This window comes from Paenibacillus sp. UNC217MF (genome assembly GCF_000686865.1).
GTDB classification, from domain to species: Bacteria; Bacillota; Bacilli; order Paenibacillales; family Paenibacillaceae; genus Paenibacillus_B; species Paenibacillus_B suaedae.
In genome coordinates, this window is sequence record NZ_JMLT01000008.1 from 256922 (window position 1) to 279096 (window position 22175).

Below are 22175 nucleotides of genomic sequence, written 5' to 3' on the forward strand. Positions count from 1 at the left end.
TTCAGAAGCCAAGTTAGTGCACGAGGGTGTATTGACCATGAAGATATGAACGAATAAATGCATGAATAATGTCTGCGTTGAGACCTAGCGGGCTTTCCAAGTGAATACGCAGTTGTTCTTTATCGTAGTTGACGGAAATGGTTAGCTGAGCTGGAGCACTGGCTTCCTGTTCACTGGATGAGTTCCGGAAAGCATCAATCTCCTCTTGTGATGCATAGCCTTGGAAATTATAGAGTACAAGAGCTTGTGGCTGCCCGCCGCTGCGATAAGATGCATCCAGCAGACTCGCAAGTTCGACATATTCCCCTGATAGCTGCTTATGGTACAGCAGTGACAAGAAGTTAATCGAATGTCGTCTGCAATGCTGCATCACATCTTGTAAACTAGCTGCCGGTTGTCCTTCGTGCAAAAGCACGGGGATAATATCTAGAAATTCTCCTACGCTGTTGTAGAAATCCTGATTCTGATAGCTTCTTCCATAATGGATCATCGCGAGCGGAACGTCGGTTATTCCTGTATAGGAACGCAGTAAGGCGCCAACCAAGTCAAACGAATACTGCCATGGGTCTGCTATGTTCGTCAATGCAATCGGGATGGACAGCTCAAGCTCCGTAACATCTCGGTTCGGAACGTAGAGCAGACTGTCCATGATAGAGCTGTTCTGCTCTTTCCATACTCGCAGCTCATGGTATTCGATGATATCCTGTTCCGTGATACCTACTGGCCCCTTGGACAGCAGTGTTACATAATCTGCATACGGCTGAATAGGCTCGTCGTCCCTGCCTGCTATCCCCTGTTCAAATTGACGACGCACAACTTCTGCACTCATTCCATCAAAAGCAATATGGTCGAATCCCCATAGAATCTGATGGGTATTATCTGATACGCGCAGACAGCACAATCTCCAAGGCAAATGTCCCGCTATATAGGGTTCTGACAAAATAACGCCAGTAAAGCCGTCCACAAGACGTTGTTTTGTCGTCTCGCGATACGTCCGCAGATCGATATACGGAATGTGCTGAGCGATGAATGCAGAGAGAGCGGTACTATCATACTCACTCCAAGCAGGCTCATCCTCCCCTTCCATTACGCTATGAAGCAGCTGATTGCGCTGAATAATTGTGACTAGCAAGTTGCGAAGGAACTTCTCGTCCACATCGTGAATAGAAGTAACAAATCCGCTGACTTGAGCCCCGAATGCTCCGTGTGCGAGTTGGACAGGCGACAATGGGAAACGGCCAACTCGATCCGCTGAAGCCATCATTGTGGAAATGAGAGAGCATGAGGCACGTACATGCTGCACAAGCAACAGGATCTGCTGCTCAGAAAGCTCGGCCGCTGCTCCCTCTCTCCATGGGTCGTCGTGCTTATGGAGAAGTGAGGCCGAACGAGAGCTGCTCAATCCAGGAAGCGCAGCCAACTGCTCGACTGTCGGATACATGAAGATCTCATTCACCTTCAATTGAAGCCCAGCTTGCAGCAGAGCCTGAACAAGTGCGATAGCCTTAATGGAATGCCCCCCATGCTCGAAGAAATCGTCTGTAATACCGAGTCTCTCCTGATCCAGCACTTCTTGCATGCAGCGCAGAATCGTCCGTTCGACCTCGGTTCTCGGAGCCGCATATGTCGACTGACCCTGCTCATTCTCACTGATGTTCTTCAGGGCCTGACGATCGATCTTTCCATTTATATTGAGAGGCATTCTTTCAAGCTTGATCAGACGAGCAGGAATCATATAGGCTGGAAGCTGTTCGCGCAGCAGTGCTTTCATCTGCTCTTGATTCCATCCCTGTCCATCCGCACGGTCTGCCTGCTCAACGGTATAATAAGCGACCATGTACATGCTGCCGGTTCGATCTGTTCTCGGTAATACAACTGCCTCCTTCACGCCGCTGATGAGCTTAATATGATTTTCGACCTCTCCAAGCTCAATCCGGAAGCCTCTGATTTTGACTTGGAAATCAAGTCGACCAATGAAGCCAATCTCCCCTGTAGGAAGCCTCCATACCAAGTCCCCAGTTCGGTACAGCTTGCCCGTTTTGTCGAATGGATCGTTCACGAATCGCTGTGCGGTCAGTTCATCCCGGTTTAAGTATCCTTTGCTTACGCCCGCTCCGCCGATATACAGCTCGCCAGGTACATATGGAGGCACTAATTGCCCTTGCTGATCCAAGATGTACAGCTTGGTCTGGGAGAGCGGATATCCGATTGGAATGCTGTGCACGTGCTCGTCCGTATGTCCGATTGGATAGTAGGCAGCAAATACCGTCGTCTCCGTTGGCCCGTACCCATTGATCAATGTATCCGGCCCTAGGTACTCTACCGCTTTGCGTGCATGCGGTATCGAAATGGCTTCCCCGCCAATCAGCAATTTCCGGACATGCTTCAGTGCGGTTACATCCCAATCCACCAGCATATTGAACAATGCTGACGTGATGAAGAAGGCCGTGATTCGCTCCTGCTCAATGAACTTGGCCAACTGCGCAATTTCGATTGCCGAGTCCTTCGAGATGATGACTAAACAAGCACCATTCAGAATCGCTCCAAAAATATCGAATACCGAACCGTCAAATGCGTAATTGGACATTTGAAGCATTCTGTCACTGTGCAGTATCGTCACGTAATTCGTGTTCTTCACAACACGGGCTACATTACGGTGACTAACAAGTACTCCTTTCGGTGTCCCAGTCGATCCTGACGTATACATGATATATGCTGTATCGTCTGCATCTCCGATATTAGAACCGATATAGGTTGTCCATGATGGTGACTCGTGAGATGCATCGTCATTTTCCGCTGACCGATCTTCCTCACGATCCAGCAACAGTCGAGGGAGTGACTCGTCAAGGATGGATTGCAGCGCTGAATCTGTGAGGATGAGAGAAGCACCGCTATCCTCCAGCATGAAGGCGATCCGAGACTGCGGATAATCTGGGTCGATCGGCACATAGGCGCAGCCCAGCTTCAAAATAGCTAGAATGCTCACAATCTGCAGCGGCCCTCGATCGAGCAATATTGCTATATGATCTCCCTGTTGAACATGCTCGTCTGCGAGGCGTGTGGCGAGCCTGTTCGCTCGGCTATTCAACTCTGCATATGTCAGTTCTTCATCATTCCACACAATTGCAGGGCGCTGCCCATACAGCTCCACCTGTTCTTCAAACAACTGTGCAAGCGTTGGATGGTCTGCTTCCAGCGTAACTGCTGGATTCAACTCGTGCAGAAGCCACTCTCTCTCCTGTGGTGTTACAAGCGTAAGCTCACTCAGCCTACGAGTTGTATCTTCAGTCAGTTGCGTAAGCATGTGGAGCAATCGCGTTCCATAAGATTCGATTCGATGTCTGGTGAACAAACTCGTATTGTATTCCAAGGAAGCCACATAGCGATTGTTCCGTTTCTCGATTGTCCAAGTGAGGTCGAACTTCGAATCCTTGTTCATCATTGGCCTAGGAGTTAGTAATAATCCGTCTAGTTCCAATTCCTCCGTGCCCATCGTAATGTAATTGATAACGACATCAAACAGCGGATTTCTTGCGATGTTCTTCTCGATATGAAGCTCCTCAAGTAGCATCTCGAACTGGCAATCTTGATTTTCATAGGCCTTCAGCATCTTCTCTTTCATGTATTGCAGGTACTCGTCCACGCTCAGGCTTTCATCAATTTGTGAACGGATTGCCAATGTATTGACGAACATTCCTACGATCGGCTCGAGATCGGCATGGCGTCTACCTGCAATTCCTGTACCCACAATAAGATCCTGTTGGCCCGTAAGCTTCCATAGCGAAAGCTTCAAGACAGCCATGAGAATCATATACGGGGTCAATCCTCGCTCAGATGCCAACTGTTCCAGCCGCCCACTGAGTGCTTCACCAAATTCGAATTCCACTTCATCGCCCGAGAAGGTAAGCACAGGCGGTCTTATGTAATCTGTCATCATATTGAGCGTCGGAATCTCGCCTGCAAATTCTTCTTTCCAATATTGAAGCTGTGTACCAAATGCTTCGCTCTTGAAGAATTCATTTTGCCAAGCAGCAAAATCCTTATATTGCAGGGACAGTGGCGTTAGTGTCTTGCCGGCATACAGTGCTTGCATCTCTTCTAGTAAAATCGCTATCGAATACTGATCCGATATAATATGGTGCATATCGATGAGCAGAATGTGCTTCTCTTCGTGTATGGTCGTCCATCTTACGCGGAGCAGCGGCGCTTGCGCCAAATCAAACGGCCGAATGAAAGACTTGATTTCAGCTTCCACGTCTTCCTCTGTTGTAGTGTTGAATTCAACGACGGAAGGCACCTCGTCCTCAATGATTTGGACTACTTCTCCATTCACGATCTGGAACCGAGTGCGCAGCGATTCATGTCTTTGCACAATTTCATCAATGATTGACTTGCATCTTACCTTGTCAAGCTGCCCTTCCACCACATATACGGAGGCCAAATTGTAAGGAACCGCATCGCCAACCAGCTCATGTACGGCATACATGCGCTTCTGCGCAGATGAGACTTCATAATAAGGCTTGTTCGCAACAGACTGAATCGCCATGAATTCCTGCTCGTCAGCGCGGTTTGTCCATATCCAATCCACCATCTGGTCAAATACGGCATTATCGAATATTTCCGTCAATGACATATCCAGCTTAAATGCTTGTTGCATGTTGGCGGACAAGGAAATGGCCTTCAACGAATGACCGCCGATGACGAAGAAATCATCCTCAGCCTTTACCTCGCCGCAGCCGAGAAGCTCCTGCCATAATTCTGCTAATTGCTCACTGATGGTATCCCGACTCCTAATACTGGATGACTGACCAATCTCGATCTGCTGAGCTTGCGACAGGGTTTGGACACATGAACCTTCTTCCTTACGCTTCAGCTCAAATGCATTAAGAATCACATCATGCTCATGATACGTCGCATCGAACACATAGGTCGGCAGCGGGATACGCTGTCTTCTGCTCTCCGGATGCAGCATCGACCAATCGATCTCGAAGCCTTCACACCACAGCTGGGCAAGCAAGTGTTGGAATTCTATCCAGCTAGATGCTCCATTCCCACCAGCTTGCAGCCTATGAACCGGCGGCGAATCCTGCGCCTCCGTTCGATGTGAATGTTGGGATGCGGCAGACGCGTAATCCGAACATTCGCAACCGATCGCAACGACACTTACACTGATTTCTTCAATAGTGCTGCTATTGTGGCTGACATCAATGAGCGGAAGTCGGGATGTATGGAGTGGATAATGCAACAGTTTCTTTCTTACCGCCTCTGACCCGGCACCATTCACTACAGCCTCTAGCGCCCCTTTTTCCAAACCTTGCAGCCATTTCCCGCTTGTTTGTACCCATTCAACCGCGTGCTCCAAGGCCAATACACCAGCAACCGTTAAGGCACACACCTCACCAATGCCTTGACCGAATAGTCCATCTGGCAGGACACCAACATCGATCAAACTCATTGCTATCCCGTAACTGACAGTAAACCATTCCAATGCAGGGTCATCTTGCAACTGATGGAAGGCATCCCTCTTATCGAGTTTCGTGCATGCAATCACATGTTCCACATGGCGGTTGAATGTTGCCGCTAGCGGATGTAGATTTCGCTCCTTAGATGTATGCCAATCGCGACCTAATTCGCGATAAGCCCCCGCTTCCGCTGCAATATAAAAGTGAGCGGTCGGTCTGCCGTCCTGAATACGCAATCCAGATTGTTGAAGGAATTGCTGCATTTCCTTCGTCTCATATGGTAAACCTCCATCTAAGAGGAGCGCCTTGCGGTATTCGAACGGCTTGCGCCCCATTTGCAATGTCCAAGCGGCATCCGAGATATGGACTTCTGGATGGCTGTGCAAGTACTCCAACACAGCCTCACTAGTATGGGTCAGTGCCGATTGACTCCTAGCCGAGAACAAGAGCAAATTGACAGGTTCCGATGTCTGGACTCGGCTTATTTCTGGCGGCTGCTCCAGCACGACGTGCACATTCGTTCCACCGATGCCGAAGGAGCTTACACCAGCCCGCAAGATTTGACTCCGATCCGTCCGATATTCAGCCTGTGTATTCACATAAAATGGACTGTTCGCGAAATCAATTGCAGGATTCGGCTTCGTAAAATGAAGTAAAGGCGGAATCGTTCGATGGTACAGGGACAGAACGGTCTTGATGAAGCCTGCCACCCCTGCCGCAGAATCGAGATGCCCGATATTCGCCTTTACAGAACCGATGGCGCAATAGCCTGTCTTCTTCGTATCCCATGCTTGCTTCAGGGCTTCGATCTCGATCGGGTCTCCCAATTTCGTTCCTGTCCCGTGTGCCTCAACATAGTGGATATCCTCAGCCGATACGCCAGCCTGTCTAAGAGCAGATTGAATGACCTGGGCTTGACCGCTCACACTAGGAGCCGTGTACCCGATTTTCTCAAGGCCATCATTATTCATTGCCGATCCCTTTATGACACCGTAGATATGATCGCCATCTCTAAGGGCTGCGGCTAGAGGCTTGAGGAGTACAACCCCACATCCATTGCCAGATACGGTTCCCGATGAATCCTCTGCGAACGGCTTGCAGTGCCCGTCTTGGGAGAAGATCATGCCTTCATGCCATAAGTAGCCTTCCTTGCGCGGATAGGAGATGGACACTCCGCCGGCAATCGCCATATGCGACTCACCACGCTGCAGTGACTGTACCGCTTGATGAATCGCTACTAATGAAGTTGAGCAAGCGGTTTGCACATTGAAGCTAGGCCCTTTCAAATTGAGCTTGTATGACACACGGGTCGTCAGAAAATCTTTTTCATTCAAGGTAATCGCTTCGAATGCACGAAGCAGATCTTGTTGATGACCTAAGAATTGAATCATCCAAGGAAGATTGGAGCCACTTCCGGCAAACAGGCCAATTAACCCCTTGTATGCGGAAGGATTGTATCCCCCATTCTCCAGCACTTCCCATACGCATTCATGAAGCAGCCGAATTTGCGGATCCATCATGTTGGCTTCCTGATAGGGATAATCGAAAAATGCGGAGTCAAAATACTCGATGCCATCAAGATAACCTTTTGCTTTCACATATTTCGGATGAGACAGCAAGTCAGCATCCACACCAGCTTGCAGCAGTTCTTCGTCTGAGAACTCCACAACTGACTCTACGCCAGATACGATATTATCCCAAAATGCATCAATCGTAGGCGCTCCTGGGAATCGTCCCGCCATCCCTATCACTGCGATATCTGCTATCTCATGACTTTTAGCAGCAACTGGAGCAACTGGCATTGCAAGACCAATGTCCTGCAATTCTGAAGGAATGCCGATACTCTTGACTAATGATTCAACCGTTGGATATTGGAACAGCTGCATTAACGGAATGGAGCGCCCGATCAGGGAATTGATCCGATTATTGATCAGGATTAGTCCCAATGAGTTCCCGCCAACGTCGAAGAAATTATCCCGCACGCTAATGCGCTCGGTTCCGAGCACATCCTTCCAAATATCCAATATCGCCTTCTCCAATCCTGTTGAAGGCAATTTCGTTTGTCCCGTCATTTCCGATGACTCTTGTGGGAGCGGCAGTGCTTTTTTGTCAATCTTTCCATTTGGAAGCGTCGGCATCTCTTCTAGCTGACGAATAAAGCCAGGAATCATATAATGAGGCAGCTTCTCTCGCAACCACGGCTTGAGCCATATATGCGGTTCTCCGTCAACATCCGCTTCTTTTTTTACCGTGCAATATAATCCAAGCTGTTTGTTCCCGCGCTTATCGTCGTAAGCAGCAGCCACAGCCTGTCTAATATGTTCATGCTTCTGAACTACCTTCTCGATCTCATCAAGCTCCACCCGATATCCGCGTACTTTGATCTGCGAATCCAACCGCCCCATCAGTTCGATTTCGCCATTGGCAAGCAATCGTCCACGATCCCCTGTGCGATAGAGGCGGCAGCCCGGAAGCTGTTCCGTTTCGAAAAATTTGCGCTTCGTTTCCTCCGGATTGTTCAAATATCCGCGTGCAAGTCCATGTCCCGCCAAGCATAATTCGCCGTATACCCCTACCGGCTGCAGCAGTCCAGAATCGCTGATGATATACGCCTGTGTGTTCGCAATCGGCTGTCCAATCGTAACCGACTTGGAAGCCGTCAATTCCTTCACAACCGACCAGATCGTTGTTTCTGTCGGGCCGTACATATTGAACAGCCTTGCTTTGGAACGGGTTTGCAAGTCTTTCAACAAGGCGTCAGGATAATTCTCCCCCCCGCTCAAAATACAGGCAAGCTGCTTCAGCGCAGGTGCAAAATCTGGATTCTCAACAAACGCCTTAATTCTCGAAACCGTGCTTAACAAATGCGTGACCTTGTGCTGAACAATTTTCTCATTCGCCAGCATTGGATCCAGCTGCTCATTCTCATTGGCAATATATACGGAATGGCCCGTGCACAGTGGAACAATCGACTCGAATGCAAAAATATCAAAGGATAACGTCGTTACACAAATGACACGATCCTCTTCGTGCTGGAACACACCTCTCTGTTGAATATCTTGAATGAAATTGAGGATAGAGCCTTGATTGATCATGACTCCTTTCGGCTTGCCTGTTGAACCTGAAGTAAAGATGACACAAGCTAAGTTGTTTTGATGAGTTCGTGATACAGGATTGCTGCAGTCTTCTGTATTGTGATTTCTGATAGAGTTTATGATCTCTCTGCAATCTACCATTTCCCCTGCAAACTCAATGCCCGCTTGATACTCTTGTGGACATAATAGAATATTCACATTGCTCTCTGTGAGCATGTACGTGATTCGTTCCTTCGGGAATGCTGGATCGATCGGAACATATGCTCCGCCTGCCTTCAGCACCGCCAGGAGTGACACGATTAAGTACTCATCCCGTCTTGGCATCACGCCAACCAGCGTATCCGCTGTAACACCTTGTTCAATCAAGTGGTGCGCGATCGCATTGGCTTGTTCATTCACTTCGCGGTACGTAAGCTGTCGTCCATCGGATACGATAAGCGCCGGTTTGTCTGGTTGTGTTCGTGCATGCTGTTCGAACAGCTCTACAATTACTAGGTTCTCGTCATATGGCAGCGCTGTATGATTCACATCAGTCACAATCCATAACTTTTCTTCTGGCGTCAAGAAATCGATCTGACCCAGACTGGTATTGATATCCGTTGTGATGCGCTGCAAAATGGCCTGAAAGTGTCCGATCATTCGCTGCACAGTTTCCTTGCGGAATAGTCCCGTCGCATATTCAAGAAATCCTTCTACTGTCTTCTCCTTTTTGTTTTCCTGACAGGTTAATACCAGATCATAAGCGGACGTTGTTGTCGGGAAAGCATATGGTGCAAACGAGATGCCATCGATTTCAAGATCATGAAACTCCATATTTTGAAAGTCGAAGCAGACATCAAACAGTGGATTGCGGTTGAATTCTCGTTGCAAGTGCAGACGGTCAACGAGTTCGTCAAATTGGCAGTCTTGGTTCGAAAATGCCTTCAGTGCGTTCTCCTTCACTTCATGCAGAAACTCCGAAAACGACTTCTGGCTCAACGGACGGTTCCGCATCGCAAGCATATTCACAAACATGCCGACGGTATCTTTCGTCTCTTCTTGCGTTCTTCCCGCTACAGGCGTACCGACGATAATATCCTCTTGTCCAGAATAACGGGCTAGCAGGACATACCATGCACTCAACATCATCATATACAGCGTCGTTCCCGTTTCTTGAGCCAGTTGAATGAGCTTCGCCGCGCAATCTTCTTCAATGTGGAAATAAATCCGGTCACCATGGAAGTCCTTGACAGACGGTCGTTCATAATCTGTCGGCAATTCCAGCACAGGCAGTTCACCGTCAAGCTGCTGGAGCCAGTATGCCCGCTGATCGTGAATTTCTTGTCCCGCAGACTGCTGCTCCGCTTGCCAGACTGCATAATCTTTGTACTGAAGAACCGGCTGCGTCAGCTCCCCGAAATACAACGCATTGAAGTCCCTCGTAATAATCTCCATGGATGTGCCATCCGCAATGCTGTGGTGCATGTCGAACAACAACAGCTGCTCGTCCGAGCCTATGCGGATGAGTTCGACTCGGAACAATGGCGCACTTCCTAAAGAGAATGGCTTAATAAACGAACGAATCAATGGCATGATATCCTCGTCATTGAAACGGTCTATTTCCCGATACGTAAAAGGAATATCTACGGAATCATGAATGATTTGAACGGCTTGATCGCCGATAATGTCAAAGGAAGTCCGCAAAGATTCGTGGCGCAACATGAGCTTTTCCAGTGTTTGTTCTACTCGGGTTCTGTCCAGCAGCCCTCTAATCTTCGTAGCAGATGGAAGGTTATAAGCAACGCTGCTTGGATCAAGCAGATGCAGTGCATACATCCGATTTTGAGCAGATGACAATGGATAATAATCTCTTTGTGCCGCAGGTGTGATTTGCACTTGCTGATAAAAGTGTGCTGAATTCTCATGCAAATGAGCGACCAATGCGCTCGGCGATGAATAGGTGAATAAATCAAAAATCTCCACCTTGATACCTGCATGCTGCTGAATCGCATGAGCCAAGCTAACCGCCTTCAAGGAGTCGCCGCCGAGCGAGAAGAAGTCTTGATCGCTTGCAATCGTGTCGAAACCGAATACAGATTTATATGCATCCAATACCGCCTGCTCTAGTTCACTCTGGTTACGAAGTGTCGCTGCCACTGTGAGACGATCCACATGATTCTGCGAATGCTGAGAATAAGGCGTTTGATGCACAGCAGCATTTGATCGTGGTAATGATGCTTGTGGAGCGCTATGTGCAATACCTATTGGGAAATGTCCTTTGTCAAACACATAGGTTGGCAGCGACACACGCTTGCGAACAGTATTGCCTCGCATGGCTTTCCAATCGAGATCGACACCTGCTCCCCATAGGAGTCCTAGCTTATGATGAATATATTCCACATCATCCAGCGCCTCTTGCGGATGGCGTATTAAGTTCATGAAATGTTGACCGGCAGCCTTGGATTCATGTTGTCTCGCAAATGTACTTAAGGTACGACCCGCCCCGACTTCGATGAATACATCGTGCTCCGACTTTAAGATTTGTGTCAGGCATTTGGCGAAGTTCACTGGTCGCAAAATATGCGCTGCCCAGTAGGACGGCCGATTCATTTCGCTCGGCGACACCCATTCTCCGCTCACATTCGAGACGATCGGAATACGAGGCTCGTTGAACCGATAGGCGGAGAGTCGCTTCTCAAATTCACGCGCAGCCTCCTCCATCATCGGCGTATGGAAGGCATGGGATGTTTTCACCCGAACTGCCTTCCAGCCGAGCTTCTCGCACTTCGCTTCGAATTGTGCAATCGCTTCTTCCCGCCCACCAACGACGCAGCTATTTGTCGTATTTTCCAGCGCAATCCACACATTCGGAATCAGTTCCGGCTCTGCCATGCTTGCTGCCGCCATAACGGCAAGCATTACTCCTGGCTCCTGCTGCTGCATCAGACGTCCGCGCAAGCGAACAATCTCCACCGCGTCCTTCAGTTCGAATACACCTGCGACCGTAGCTGCGGCAAGTTCTCCAATACTGTGTCCAATCATTCCTGCTGGCTTCACGCCAAGCTCCAGCATCGTAAGCGCCAATGAGTAGCTTGTGGCAAACAGTGCAAATTGACTGTTCTCCGTCTGATTGATTCGTGAGCTATCGCCAACGCCGTATATCATATCCTCGAACATCAGCCGTTCGTCTTCAGTCAGGCATGACAGCACATGATCCATATGCCGCTTGAATATGCGGGATACTGCGCTTTGTTCAGCGGAACGGTACAAGGAACGACCCATTCCTTGGTACTGGCTCCCTTGTCCTGGAAACAGGAAGTATACCTGCCGCTTGACTGGCTGCACCTCATGAACAGCAGCGTCTTGCAGCTGTTTCAGCAGAAGCTGTGGATCATCGGCGTAGCGGTTATTCACGACGAGCGCCTTACGGTAGGCAAATGGCTTCCTTCCTATCTGTAATGTCCATGCCGCATCGGTAACGTTAATGCTTGGGTAGTCTATCAAGTGCTGTACAACATTGTACGAGGTGTTGACAAGCGCCTCCTTGCTCTTGGCGGAGAACACAAGCAAATTCACCTGCTCCGGATCGCTGCTGTCCATCATGCTCGGAGCTTCCTCCAATACCATATGGGCGTTCGTACCGCCAACCCCGAACGAGTTGATGCCTGCTCGGCGCTTGCTGCCTGTACCGATGGTCATCCACTCCATTCCTTGTGCCTGCACGGTAAATGGCGTACTCGCAAAATCAATTTTGGGATTCGGTTCCCTATAGTTAACCGTTGGCGGGATATATTTGTGCTTCAAGCTAAGTGCGACCTTCGCCAAGCCGACCACTCCAGCAGCTGTATCGGTATGCCCTACGTTGCCTTTCACCGAGCCTAACGTACAAAATTGCTTCTTTTCAGATGCGAACGCCTTCGTTAAAGATTCCACCTCGATCGGATCGCCGAGCGCAGTGCCTGTTCCATGAGCCTCAACATAGGTTATCGTTTCTGGATCAATGCCTGCAACACGATACGCCTCCTGGATAACCTCAGCTTGTCCTTCCACACTTGGCGCCACAAAACCAATCTTCTGTCTTCCATCATTATTAATCGCGGAACCTTTAATGACCGCATAGATATGATCGCCATCCTCAATGGCATCGTCCAATCTCTTCAGCACGACTAATCCCATACCGTTCGAGAACATGGTTCCCTTCGCCTTGGCATCAAATGGCCGGCAGTGTCCATCCGGAGAAAACATCATGCCTTCCTCGTAATAATAGCCCCCCTCATTCGGCAGTTCGATCGTGATCCCACCAGCCACAGCAATATCGCATTCGCCAAGAATTAATGACTGACACGATAAGTGAGGGGTAACCAGCGTTGTCGAGCAGCCTGTAAGCGCTGAATAAACTGGCCCTTTAATATCCAGCTTATAAGCGATCCGAGTCGCCAAGAAGTGATTCGTGCTCAGTGTAAAAGCTTGATACTTGTCACTAAATCCACTTTCGCCGAACAGAACCTTCTGATACCATTCAAAATCATCAGACCCGCCAAGAAACAACCCAATCTTCGAGGTGTCAGATCCGGGATAATATCCGGCATCCTCTAATGCTTCCCATGTCCCTTGATAGAGAAGACGAAGCTGTGGCGACATCATCTGCACTTCACCTGGTGTATATTCGAAGAAGTTTGGATCGAACTCCTCAATGCCATCAATGCGTCCTTTTGCCTTCACATAATTCGGCGATTTCAGCATGTTGGGCTGAATGCCTAATTCGAGCAATTCTTCATCCTTATAGAAATGGATGCTCTCTACGCCGCCTTTTAGGTTATTCCAGAAATCATGAATATTGGAAGCACCGGGCGCGTGAATGGACATGCCGATGATCGCGATATCCGATCGTACGACTTTTCTGTCCCGTTGGAAAAATGATTTCCGATCGGTAATCGTCTCTTCCTCAGCTTGATTGAAATGATCAGCCAGCAATCGTACAGTTGGATATTGGAACAGCAGCGTGATTGGGAAATCCTGCGTCAATGCTTTTTTCAGCTTGTTGTGCATTTGGATTAAGGCTATGGAGTGACCGCCGATTTCAAAAAAACTATCATCCACACCGACATGGGTAATTCCAAGTACCTCTTGCCACACAGAGGCAATAAGAACCTCTAAATCGGTATTCGGTGCTGTGTCGCTTGATGAAGCTGCATCTAAATAGTCTTTGTCCGCGATCAGCGCATTCCGATTCACCTTCCCGCTCGTATTGAGAGGAAGCTCTCTTTTATGTACAAAGAAGGAAGGAATCATGTACGCTGGCAATTCCTTGGATAGGTGCTCCTTCAATTGAGCCACTGGAATCTCATCGTCAGAGAGATAATAGGCGCACAACGCAGCTGACTTGCCTGTCTCCTTCTTCACAACAACGATAGCCTGCGTAATTCCTTCCATCTTCGACAGCACATTCTCGATTTCTCCTGTCTCGAGCCGGACACCGCGCACCTTTTCCTGAAAGTCAATTCGTCCGAGAAACTCAATCGTTCCGCTTGGAAGCCAGCGGGCCAGATCCCCCGTGCGGTACATATTGTGGAAGTAATCCGGGTCGCTCCCTTCTTGATAGAACGGATTCGCGACAAACTTCTCCTTCGTCAGCTCATCCCGATTCAAATATCCCCTTGCCAACCCGACACCACTAAGACATAATTCACCTGCTATCCCAATCGGCTGTAATTGATCTTGCTTGCCTACGATGTACCAGCGCGTCTCATTGAGCGGCTCACCAATTGGAATCGAGCGTGTTGTATCGTCGCCCCTAATCGAATAATGGGAAGCCCATATCGTGCATTCCGTTGGACCATATACATTTTCAAGCTTAATATCCGTATGCAGCGAATTGAATTTATGCAAAATATCCGGCGTTACGGCCTCCCCTCCAATACATATCCACTTCAAGGAGGCTAGCTTTGACAGATTGTCCGCATTATCCAGCAGTTCCAAAAAGGCACGGAACATCGTAGGGACAAAATTGATATGAGTAACCTTATGCTTGTGTATCTCCTCCAAAATGATTTGTGGGTTTTTCTCTCCGTCTGGCTCCAATACGAGCAAGCTGCCTTCTCCCATAAACCAGCCAAACAATTCCGTTCCGGAAACATCGAACGTATGCGGTGTTTTGAGTAGGTACAGATCATGTTCTTCCACCGGAAAACGTCTTTCTAGATCAATCAATGTATTCACGACACTATGATTCTCGATCATGACGCCCTTCGGCTTGCCGGTTGAACCCGAAGTGTACATAATGTAGGCCAAGCTGTATGGATCCAGCTGTACTCCGGGCATCGAGTCATCCCCGCTGAAAATGTTCGGATCACTCAGGTCAATGAGACCTACTTCCCATTCTTCTTCGAATGGAAGATCTGACGTAGTGATGAGATAGGACACATTCGCATCTTCAAAAATAAATTGTTTTCTAGCTGACGGATACGTTGGATCTAGAGGCACGTATACACATCCCGCCTTAAGAACCGCTAATAAACTAATGACTAAGTTAGCTGATCGTTCCAGCTGAATGCCGATACAGGATGGAGTTCCTTGCGTTTTCTGAAGGATATTGCGAGCCAATTGATTAGCTTTTGCATGAACACTAGCATATGTCTCAACTTGGTCTTGGTCGATCAATGCCTTTCGTTCCGGATGCTTAGCGACCTTGGAGTGGAATCGTTCAATGATGGTACGAGGTTCGTATGTAAAATAGGAAGTTTGATTAAATTGTTGCAGGATAAGGCTTCGTTCTTGCTCCAACAGCAACTCCGCTTCTCCGATCTTGATGTCTGCCTGTCCGCTTACCAGTTCCAGCAGTTTCATGAAGCGAAGACCTAATAAATCAATCGTTTCATCTGCAAAAAGTTCTGGCTTGTATTGAAGTTTAATCAAATCTTTGTGAGGGGTATGTTGCAGGATAACCATTAGGCTGCCGGGAAATGTTACGCGATCTTGATCGAGGATTTCTGCCTTAAGTTCGTACTGATCGCTGTCTTCTACGATATCATATACGAAGCTAACATCGAAGATAGATGGAGTTCCCGGCAATGGGAGCAATTGATTATCTCGCATAATCAGATTGTTCGGATAACCGATATGCTTGTAGACTTCGATAAGCTCCTTCGACACTTGCTGCAGTGCTTCGGAGAAGCTCTGTTCATCCTTCAGCAGCAGACGCATTGGCAGCATATACACAAAGCAGCCTATCGATTCCTCGAAATCCATATCAGGACGATATGAAAATGGTGAGGAGAACACAACATCCTCTTGCTGCGTATAACGATTCAACAGTACACCGAATGCGGCCAATACAAACATAAAGGTCGTAACTTCCTGTTCCCTCGCCTGTGCATGAATCTGTTGCAATAGATCAGATGAGATCTCGATTCGTTTTTCCTTGCCGATGCCATGAACTTGATGTCGAATAAAGTCGTTCGGCAAGGCAAGAGGCTCTGCACCTATCATCTTATTCGCCCAATATTCTCTTTCTTTGTCGTACCCTCCCTGAGCAAGTTTTGTATTTTCTTGGCTCATGAAGTCGGTAAATCCCGTATTCGGCTTTATTTCAATTGGCTCTTTTCGTGCGAGCTTATGATCGTATTCCAAGAGCTTTTGCTTCAACACTTCGAGTGATAATCCGTCGGAGATGATATGGTGAATGCTAATGAGAAAAATATGCTTCTTGTCAGATAGCTTAATCAAGCTTGCGTGAAATAGCGGAGCTGCTGTGAGGTCAAATACTCGGCTTAATAACTCTTGCTCAACCTGAAGCTTTACCCGTTCTTCCTGAAGTTCAGTTTCTGCAGAGAAATCTAACTTTGTTAGTTGAACATTGATTCGGTCGTGGACTACGAGGAGAGGCATTTCATCACTGACATCAAGACTGCATCGCAAGGCTTCCTGCTCCTCAATGACTAGATTCAGAGCTTGCTCTAACCGAGCCTCGTCCACTCCTTCAAGCATGATGGAAGCTGTGATGTTATAAGAGAGCGGGTCGTCAATTTGGCAATCGAAGAATATTCCCTTCTGGACTTCTGTTAATTCTAGTCTGCGCGTTACCATAAGCTAGACCTCCTTAGTTGAAGACCCAGATACCGCCTGCCATGATCGACAGAACCGTAATGAACGTTTGGTACACGACATCCATGATCAGATTTCCAATACTGTCTGCATCTGCTTTCTTGTTCTTAATCATGACGTATGTATGAGACCACAAACCGCTTAACCCGTATATGTACATTGTGACAAGTACGCCTACCCAGAAGTTTCCGTGAAACCAAATCGCCATAATTCCCATCACCCCAAGACCAACTTGGGAAAACCCGTACTTGACTTGAAACGGCCCGCCTGGCCAGCCCAATTGAGTTGCGGTTCTGTCAGCAATCGCAATGTTGTAAATAAATCCAATGACACCCACTAAGCCAAATGTCACAACAAACTGATGCAGCAACAGCACATTCGCAATTTCGCTCGTATCAGCTGAAAAACCGTTGATCCAAAGCTGTACTACCGCTGAGACAATTCCCAATCCCCATAACAACAGAAACCACATAGTTACAAGCTCCTCTCAATTGATAGATTTGTTACCAAAGATAATAAAGTTGAAAGGTTAATTCTGTCAATAATATTATTTTTATACTAAACAATATCTGTCATCAATTATCCCAAATGGATTTAATCCAATATTCCTGAAATTTTGTTTCTTTTCTATCTATTGACTTCTCACTAATTCTGATCATTTTGACGAACCAGAGTTGTTCCTCAATTCGGTCTATTAATGCTGACCTTATCTCCCAAATCCTTGATATAGTGCGATTTACACGTGTATTCCCCTACGAAGAACATAAAAAAAGCACCCCTTCTTGCCTATCGAAACACGACAAATCACAGCCGTGTTTGGATAAAGAAAGAGCGCTTATATTTTGTTGTCATTATATTGTATTAATGTTATTCATCTCTTTTTTTATTTCTCGTCTACTGCATTGCTTTCCAATTCTTTAATCACTTTGGTTCGACCTGTAACAAACGATAAGAATGCGATGAGAATTCCAAACACAATAAACATAAAGCCAATGCCACGACCCGGTCCAATGCCAATAATGCTGCCAACTGATGTAGCGAGCAAACCGCCCTCCACCAAGAGCGGATTGAATACATGCTCGGCCAATACACCAGAAAGAACATAGGCAATCGGATATCCGAGCTGCGTAGCCACCGATATGAGGGACCATACCCGCCCTTGCACAGTATTGTCAATATTTTGCCGAATCAATACTTCCAAACTCGTCTGCACAAATGCTAGAGCAAAGAAAAAGAGAAATCCTGATACGACAATCACATATACATTCGTCGAAACGCCGATAAGCGAATAAAAGAGCCCAACAAAGACAAGACATACCGTCATTGTAGCGACATGCTTCTTAATTCCTCCAAAAATACTGATCAGCAAACTGCTGACTAGCAAGCCCGACGCACACACGGATAGAGAGATTCCGTACGTCTTCGGATCTGTAAAGTTCAACATCATCGGAGCAAGCAATGTCTGTAAAAATCCAATATAGAAGCACAATACAGAAGTAAGTGTAATGAGTACGACAATCCCTTTATTGGCGTTGATTGTCCGCATTCCTTCTTTCAGCTCATGCCAAAAACTTAGCTTGACCTGCTCTTCAACATGATGATTCTGGAGCTTAGCTTGCTCAGCAACTACCCGATTGCTTCTAACCCATACAACCAATAGCGCCGCGATGAAAAATGACAAAATATCAATGACTAATATGTACTTGATGTCCATAATCGTAATCAAGATACCAGCTAGAACTGGGGAGACTAGAAACTGAGAAGTGGAGGCAAGCTGCATCAAGCCGCTTGCTTGGGTGTATTTTTCTTCACTGACGAAGTCGGTAACAGAAGCTTTGTAGGCGGGATTATGCAAGGCACCGAATATCGAACTAATGGATGCCCCTACGTATATGTGCCATACCTCCAAGCTGCCCATCAGCACGAAGGCCAAAATGAATATGAGACCAAAGGCAGAGCCTGCATCACCTAAGATCATCATCAATCTGCGATCGAAGCGATCGGCGAGGACACCCCCGACCGGCTTTAGCAACAGAGATGGCATAAACGAACAAAATATGACCATGGCATAGCTGGTCGGGCTTTGTGTTTGCTGTAATACTAGGATGCCGAGCGTAAAGGCAGTCAGACCGCTGCCAATATTCGATATGAGCTGGCCGAACCAGACTAGAAGGAACTTGGAAAATAGTTTCTGTTGAAGCGTATCCATGTTCTACCCCTTTTCCTCAATTGGTTGCTATGAAATTGTACAAGCAATATAAAATTAACCAAAAATCCTCCTTCTATTATCTACTTCCGATCGAGTAACAGCATTAACTAATACTAACATTTTTATCCTTATCCAAGCCTGTTGTCAAGACGTAAATTGCTGTGCTATGTAAAGGTGATCCACAATTCCCCCATCGACAAATGGTGCCGACAAATAAGGTGAAATAACGACAAAATCACTCTTTCATCACCCAATAAAAAAGAACCGTTTGCGGCAGCCCAGATTATGGACGCAAAACGGTTCCTCCATTATATATATCTGTATACGATTTTCCTTAGTTCCTTGTTTATGAATCTATAAGCTTCCGCTTTAACAAATGGACATACCATTTCAACTCTGCATGATGATTGAACACACTGACCTTGTCCATCACCTCAAAATCCTTGCATTGATCCATTTCCGTTACTTTATTCTCGATCATCATATAGGCGAGATCTTCTTTGTTTTTATGTGAATACAGAGATGAGATAATGACACCATGTGGGGTTAGATAATTCGAGTAGTCCAGCAGCTTCTGCGGCGTATTGGGCACATAATGCAGCGATTCATTAAATACGATCACATCATATTTCTTTGCAGGTACATAATGATTAATGTCACCACAGTGGAACTGATTCAATGAGGATTTGGCCGATGCGACTTTAATGGCTTCTTGTGACAGATCAATCCCTGTATACCCTTGTTTCTCGCTGTCGAGAAGCATATCGAACAAGATGCCTGTCCCGCAGCCCATATCCAGAATCCCTTCTGTTCCAATAAATTTCCGAATGTAACCATACACCACCGAATATCGAGCATATTCCGTAATATCCGACAAATAATCCCACGCGTTCGACTTGTATTCCTCGTCCCATTGCTGCTGATTGCTTGCTAAGAAATCCGGAATTGTTACTTTTTCCATGTTGTTTCCTCCCACGCGTCAGATAGTTGATTGTTAACTTTTGTGTCGCATCATAGGTGTTGTTCGATAAGAAAAGCAAACAAATGGAGAGTATGTCTTGTTGAATTTGATAGTCGTAGATATGCAGGGAAGTATTAATGAAGTTAAACAAATATAGTAGTCTTTCTTCATACTAGTATGCAATCCAGATCATGTCAATCTTATAGCGCTTTTATATTCATAAGAAAGCGGCCTGCGATGCAAACACAGATCCAAGTCGCCTCTAGATGTAAAGAACTCTTTACATGTTTACGTTTAACATATACACTATCGATGTAAAATTCTTTTGACATAAGGAGGTTTACAAGGATGAAGAACTTTTTTCGTCCGATGGATGAAATGGAATTCAGCATTAGTTTGCGGGCAATCAAGATTGCCTGGATCTATTCTGTATTGGTTTGTTTATTCGTATGATATATGATTTTGCAGTAACGGGTTCTGTGATCGGTTTTTGCTTTTTACCTGCTAATTACCCAAAATGCACTGTTCAGCATGGCACAAATTTATTTAAAATGGAAGCTTGGTAAATCCCCTCATTCTTAATTTTCTAGGTCGTATACTACTTCCCAGTACTGTCACTTCAGACTCATGAATGGCTGAGTCAGCTTACTCCAGCAACTTGGAAATGCTTGAATCTCTTCTATATAAATCAAACGTAAATGCTTGGACACGTTATGCACACATCCCTCAATTCATAATTCAAAGAATACGCATCACGTTGTAAGACAACGCCTCAGAAGGCTCACGGCTTGTGTATGTATCCAGCATCTTTAAGCAATCTCTCGCCGTGGGCCAAAAGAATACATGCTGATCCCAACATGCTCTGAATTGCTGTCTTCAAATTTTAGGCTGGATCCAGACTCTCCAAAATTCCCATATGAGAATTGATCGTCATGGTATATCCATCGCGACCGACATCTATGAATTCTGTTCGACGTTCTTCCGCCGAATGGAGAATCGATCCAATCTCTGGAATGTGGCGATCTCTATATGACTTTCAACTCTTTCATTCCATGTTCTTCATCCGGTTATCAAGCTGTTCCAGCACCATTGGCCATGCCTGCTCATGCTGATTCTTGGATGCCTCATCTGGAAATCCAGCATGCGTTAGGCGGAGCTTCGTTCCTTCTGCTGAGGGAAGCAATGTTACGGTAACGACAGTCTCAGCTCCCTTTGTCCCCCCACTTCCTGTCACCCATGTCAGTTCAACTAGCCTATCCTGTTCGAGGCGGAGAAATCTACCGTAATGCGGATGCCGCTGGGCCTCGTGCTTCGTGTTAGGGCGGTATACCGTTTCAAAATAAAAAACCGTATTCACCTCACCCATCATCATTACGGTTCCCGGTTCCGCGAACCAGCGATCGAACCATCGTGTCCATGCTTTGTATAGAACGGCTGGAGGAGTCTCCATCTCTCGTTCCACTGTGAGCTGATAAGATCTTAATGAAAGATCAGGGATTGCAATCGGTTCTGTCATTGTGGAATCCATCCTTTCTTATTCCCGTGTTAGATACCCGCTTCATATATCTTCCCCATTTCATCCCTCATAGAACCCTTCCAGTACTTCATCTTAGCGCGATCCGATCCAACCCTATACCAGTCAACATTCGATTGTTCGCACTAAGCCGTGACTCAAATCCTCTGGGATCATCCACATTCTTTCTCTTTCTCTTTCTCTTGCAAACAATCTCCTGCAATAACATGCCTACTCTATAACTCTATGAACAGTAAAAAATATAGATAAAATTTAATATGATTGAATTTCACTCCCATGTATAATGAATCGTGAAACGACAATAATGCTAATATGCAAAGGAACCGTTAGTCTTCAGAACCAACAACTACTAAGGAGTGAAGCCAACTATGTCCATCCATCCATATCTCAACTTCAACGGCAACTGCCGTGAGGTAGTCGAGTACTACGCCGAAGTGTTCGGGCTAGACAAGCCTCATATTATGACATTTGGGGACACACCGTCAGATCCATCCCATCCTCTTCCCGAGGAGGCCAAACATTTGGTCATGCACGCAAGACTGAACATTCAAGGAACGATCGTGATGTTTTCTGATGTATTTCCGGGCATGCCATACCAAGCAGGCACTAATATCACTCTTTCTATTGTTGACACAGATGTCGATAAATTGACATCCATCTTCAACAAACTCAAGGAAGGTGGACAAGTTGGCATGGAGCTCCAAGAAACGTTTTGGAGCAAAGCCTACGGTAACTTGACGGATAAATTCGGTATTCAATGGCAAATCAATCACGATAATGGCGACTTTTCAAGTTAAATACAACCAACAAACACTACATGATAAAGGGATGT

The 22175-nt window shown here is 46.7% G+C and carries 6 protein-coding genes and 1 pseudogene; 1 reads left to right on the forward strand and 6 read right to left on the reverse strand.

What is annotated here, in order from left to right; genetic code table 11:
* Positions 1–13 precede the first annotated feature (13 nt).
* The 6 genes and pseudogenes from BP95_RS0104675 to BP95_RS0104700 form a co-directional block, all read right to left on the reverse strand.
* A complete protein-coding gene (locus BP95_RS0104675) occupies positions 14–16621 on the reverse strand; it encodes a hybrid non-ribosomal peptide synthetase/type I polyketide synthase (RefSeq protein ID WP_028531522.1) in 16608 nt (5535 codons plus the stop codon).
* Between the two features lie 13 nt (positions 16622–16634).
* Entirely contained in the window at positions 16635–17111 is a 477-nt protein-coding gene (locus BP95_RS0104680; protein ID WP_021255066.1) for a DUF6790 family protein, read from the reverse strand.
* A 411-nt stretch (positions 17112–17522) separates the two neighbouring features.
* Positions 17523–18848 (reverse strand): MFS transporter, encoded by a 1326-nt coding sequence (locus BP95_RS0104685; RefSeq protein WP_021255067.1) that lies wholly within the window; start codon positions 18846–18848, stop codon positions 17523–17525.
* A 346-nt stretch (positions 18849–19194) separates the two neighbouring features.
* Positions 19195–19809: a class I SAM-dependent methyltransferase gene (locus tag BP95_RS0104690; RefSeq protein ID WP_021255068.1), complete on the reverse strand. Its 615-nt coding sequence runs from the start codon at positions 19807–19809 to the stop codon at positions 19195–19197.
* 738 nt (positions 19810–20547) lie between these two features.
* Positions 20548–20670, reverse strand: a pseudogene (locus BP95_RS34470) (DUF7002 family protein); the annotation flags it as partial.
* 184 nt (positions 20671–20854) lie between these two features.
* The gene (locus BP95_RS0104700) at positions 20855–21325 is read right to left on the reverse strand and encodes an SRPBCC family protein (protein ID WP_028531523.1); all 471 of its coding nucleotides are present in this window, start codon (positions 21323–21325) and stop codon (positions 20855–20857) included.
* Positions 21326–21711: 386 nt separating this feature from the next.
* Here BP95_RS0104700 and BP95_RS0104705 point away from each other — a divergent pair, with 386 nt between their 5' ends.
* On the forward strand, positions 21712–22140 hold the full coding sequence (locus BP95_RS0104705; protein WP_021255069.1) for a VOC family protein: 429 nt from the start codon (positions 21712–21714) through the stop codon (positions 22138–22140).
* Positions 22141–22175 lie beyond the last annotated feature (35 nt).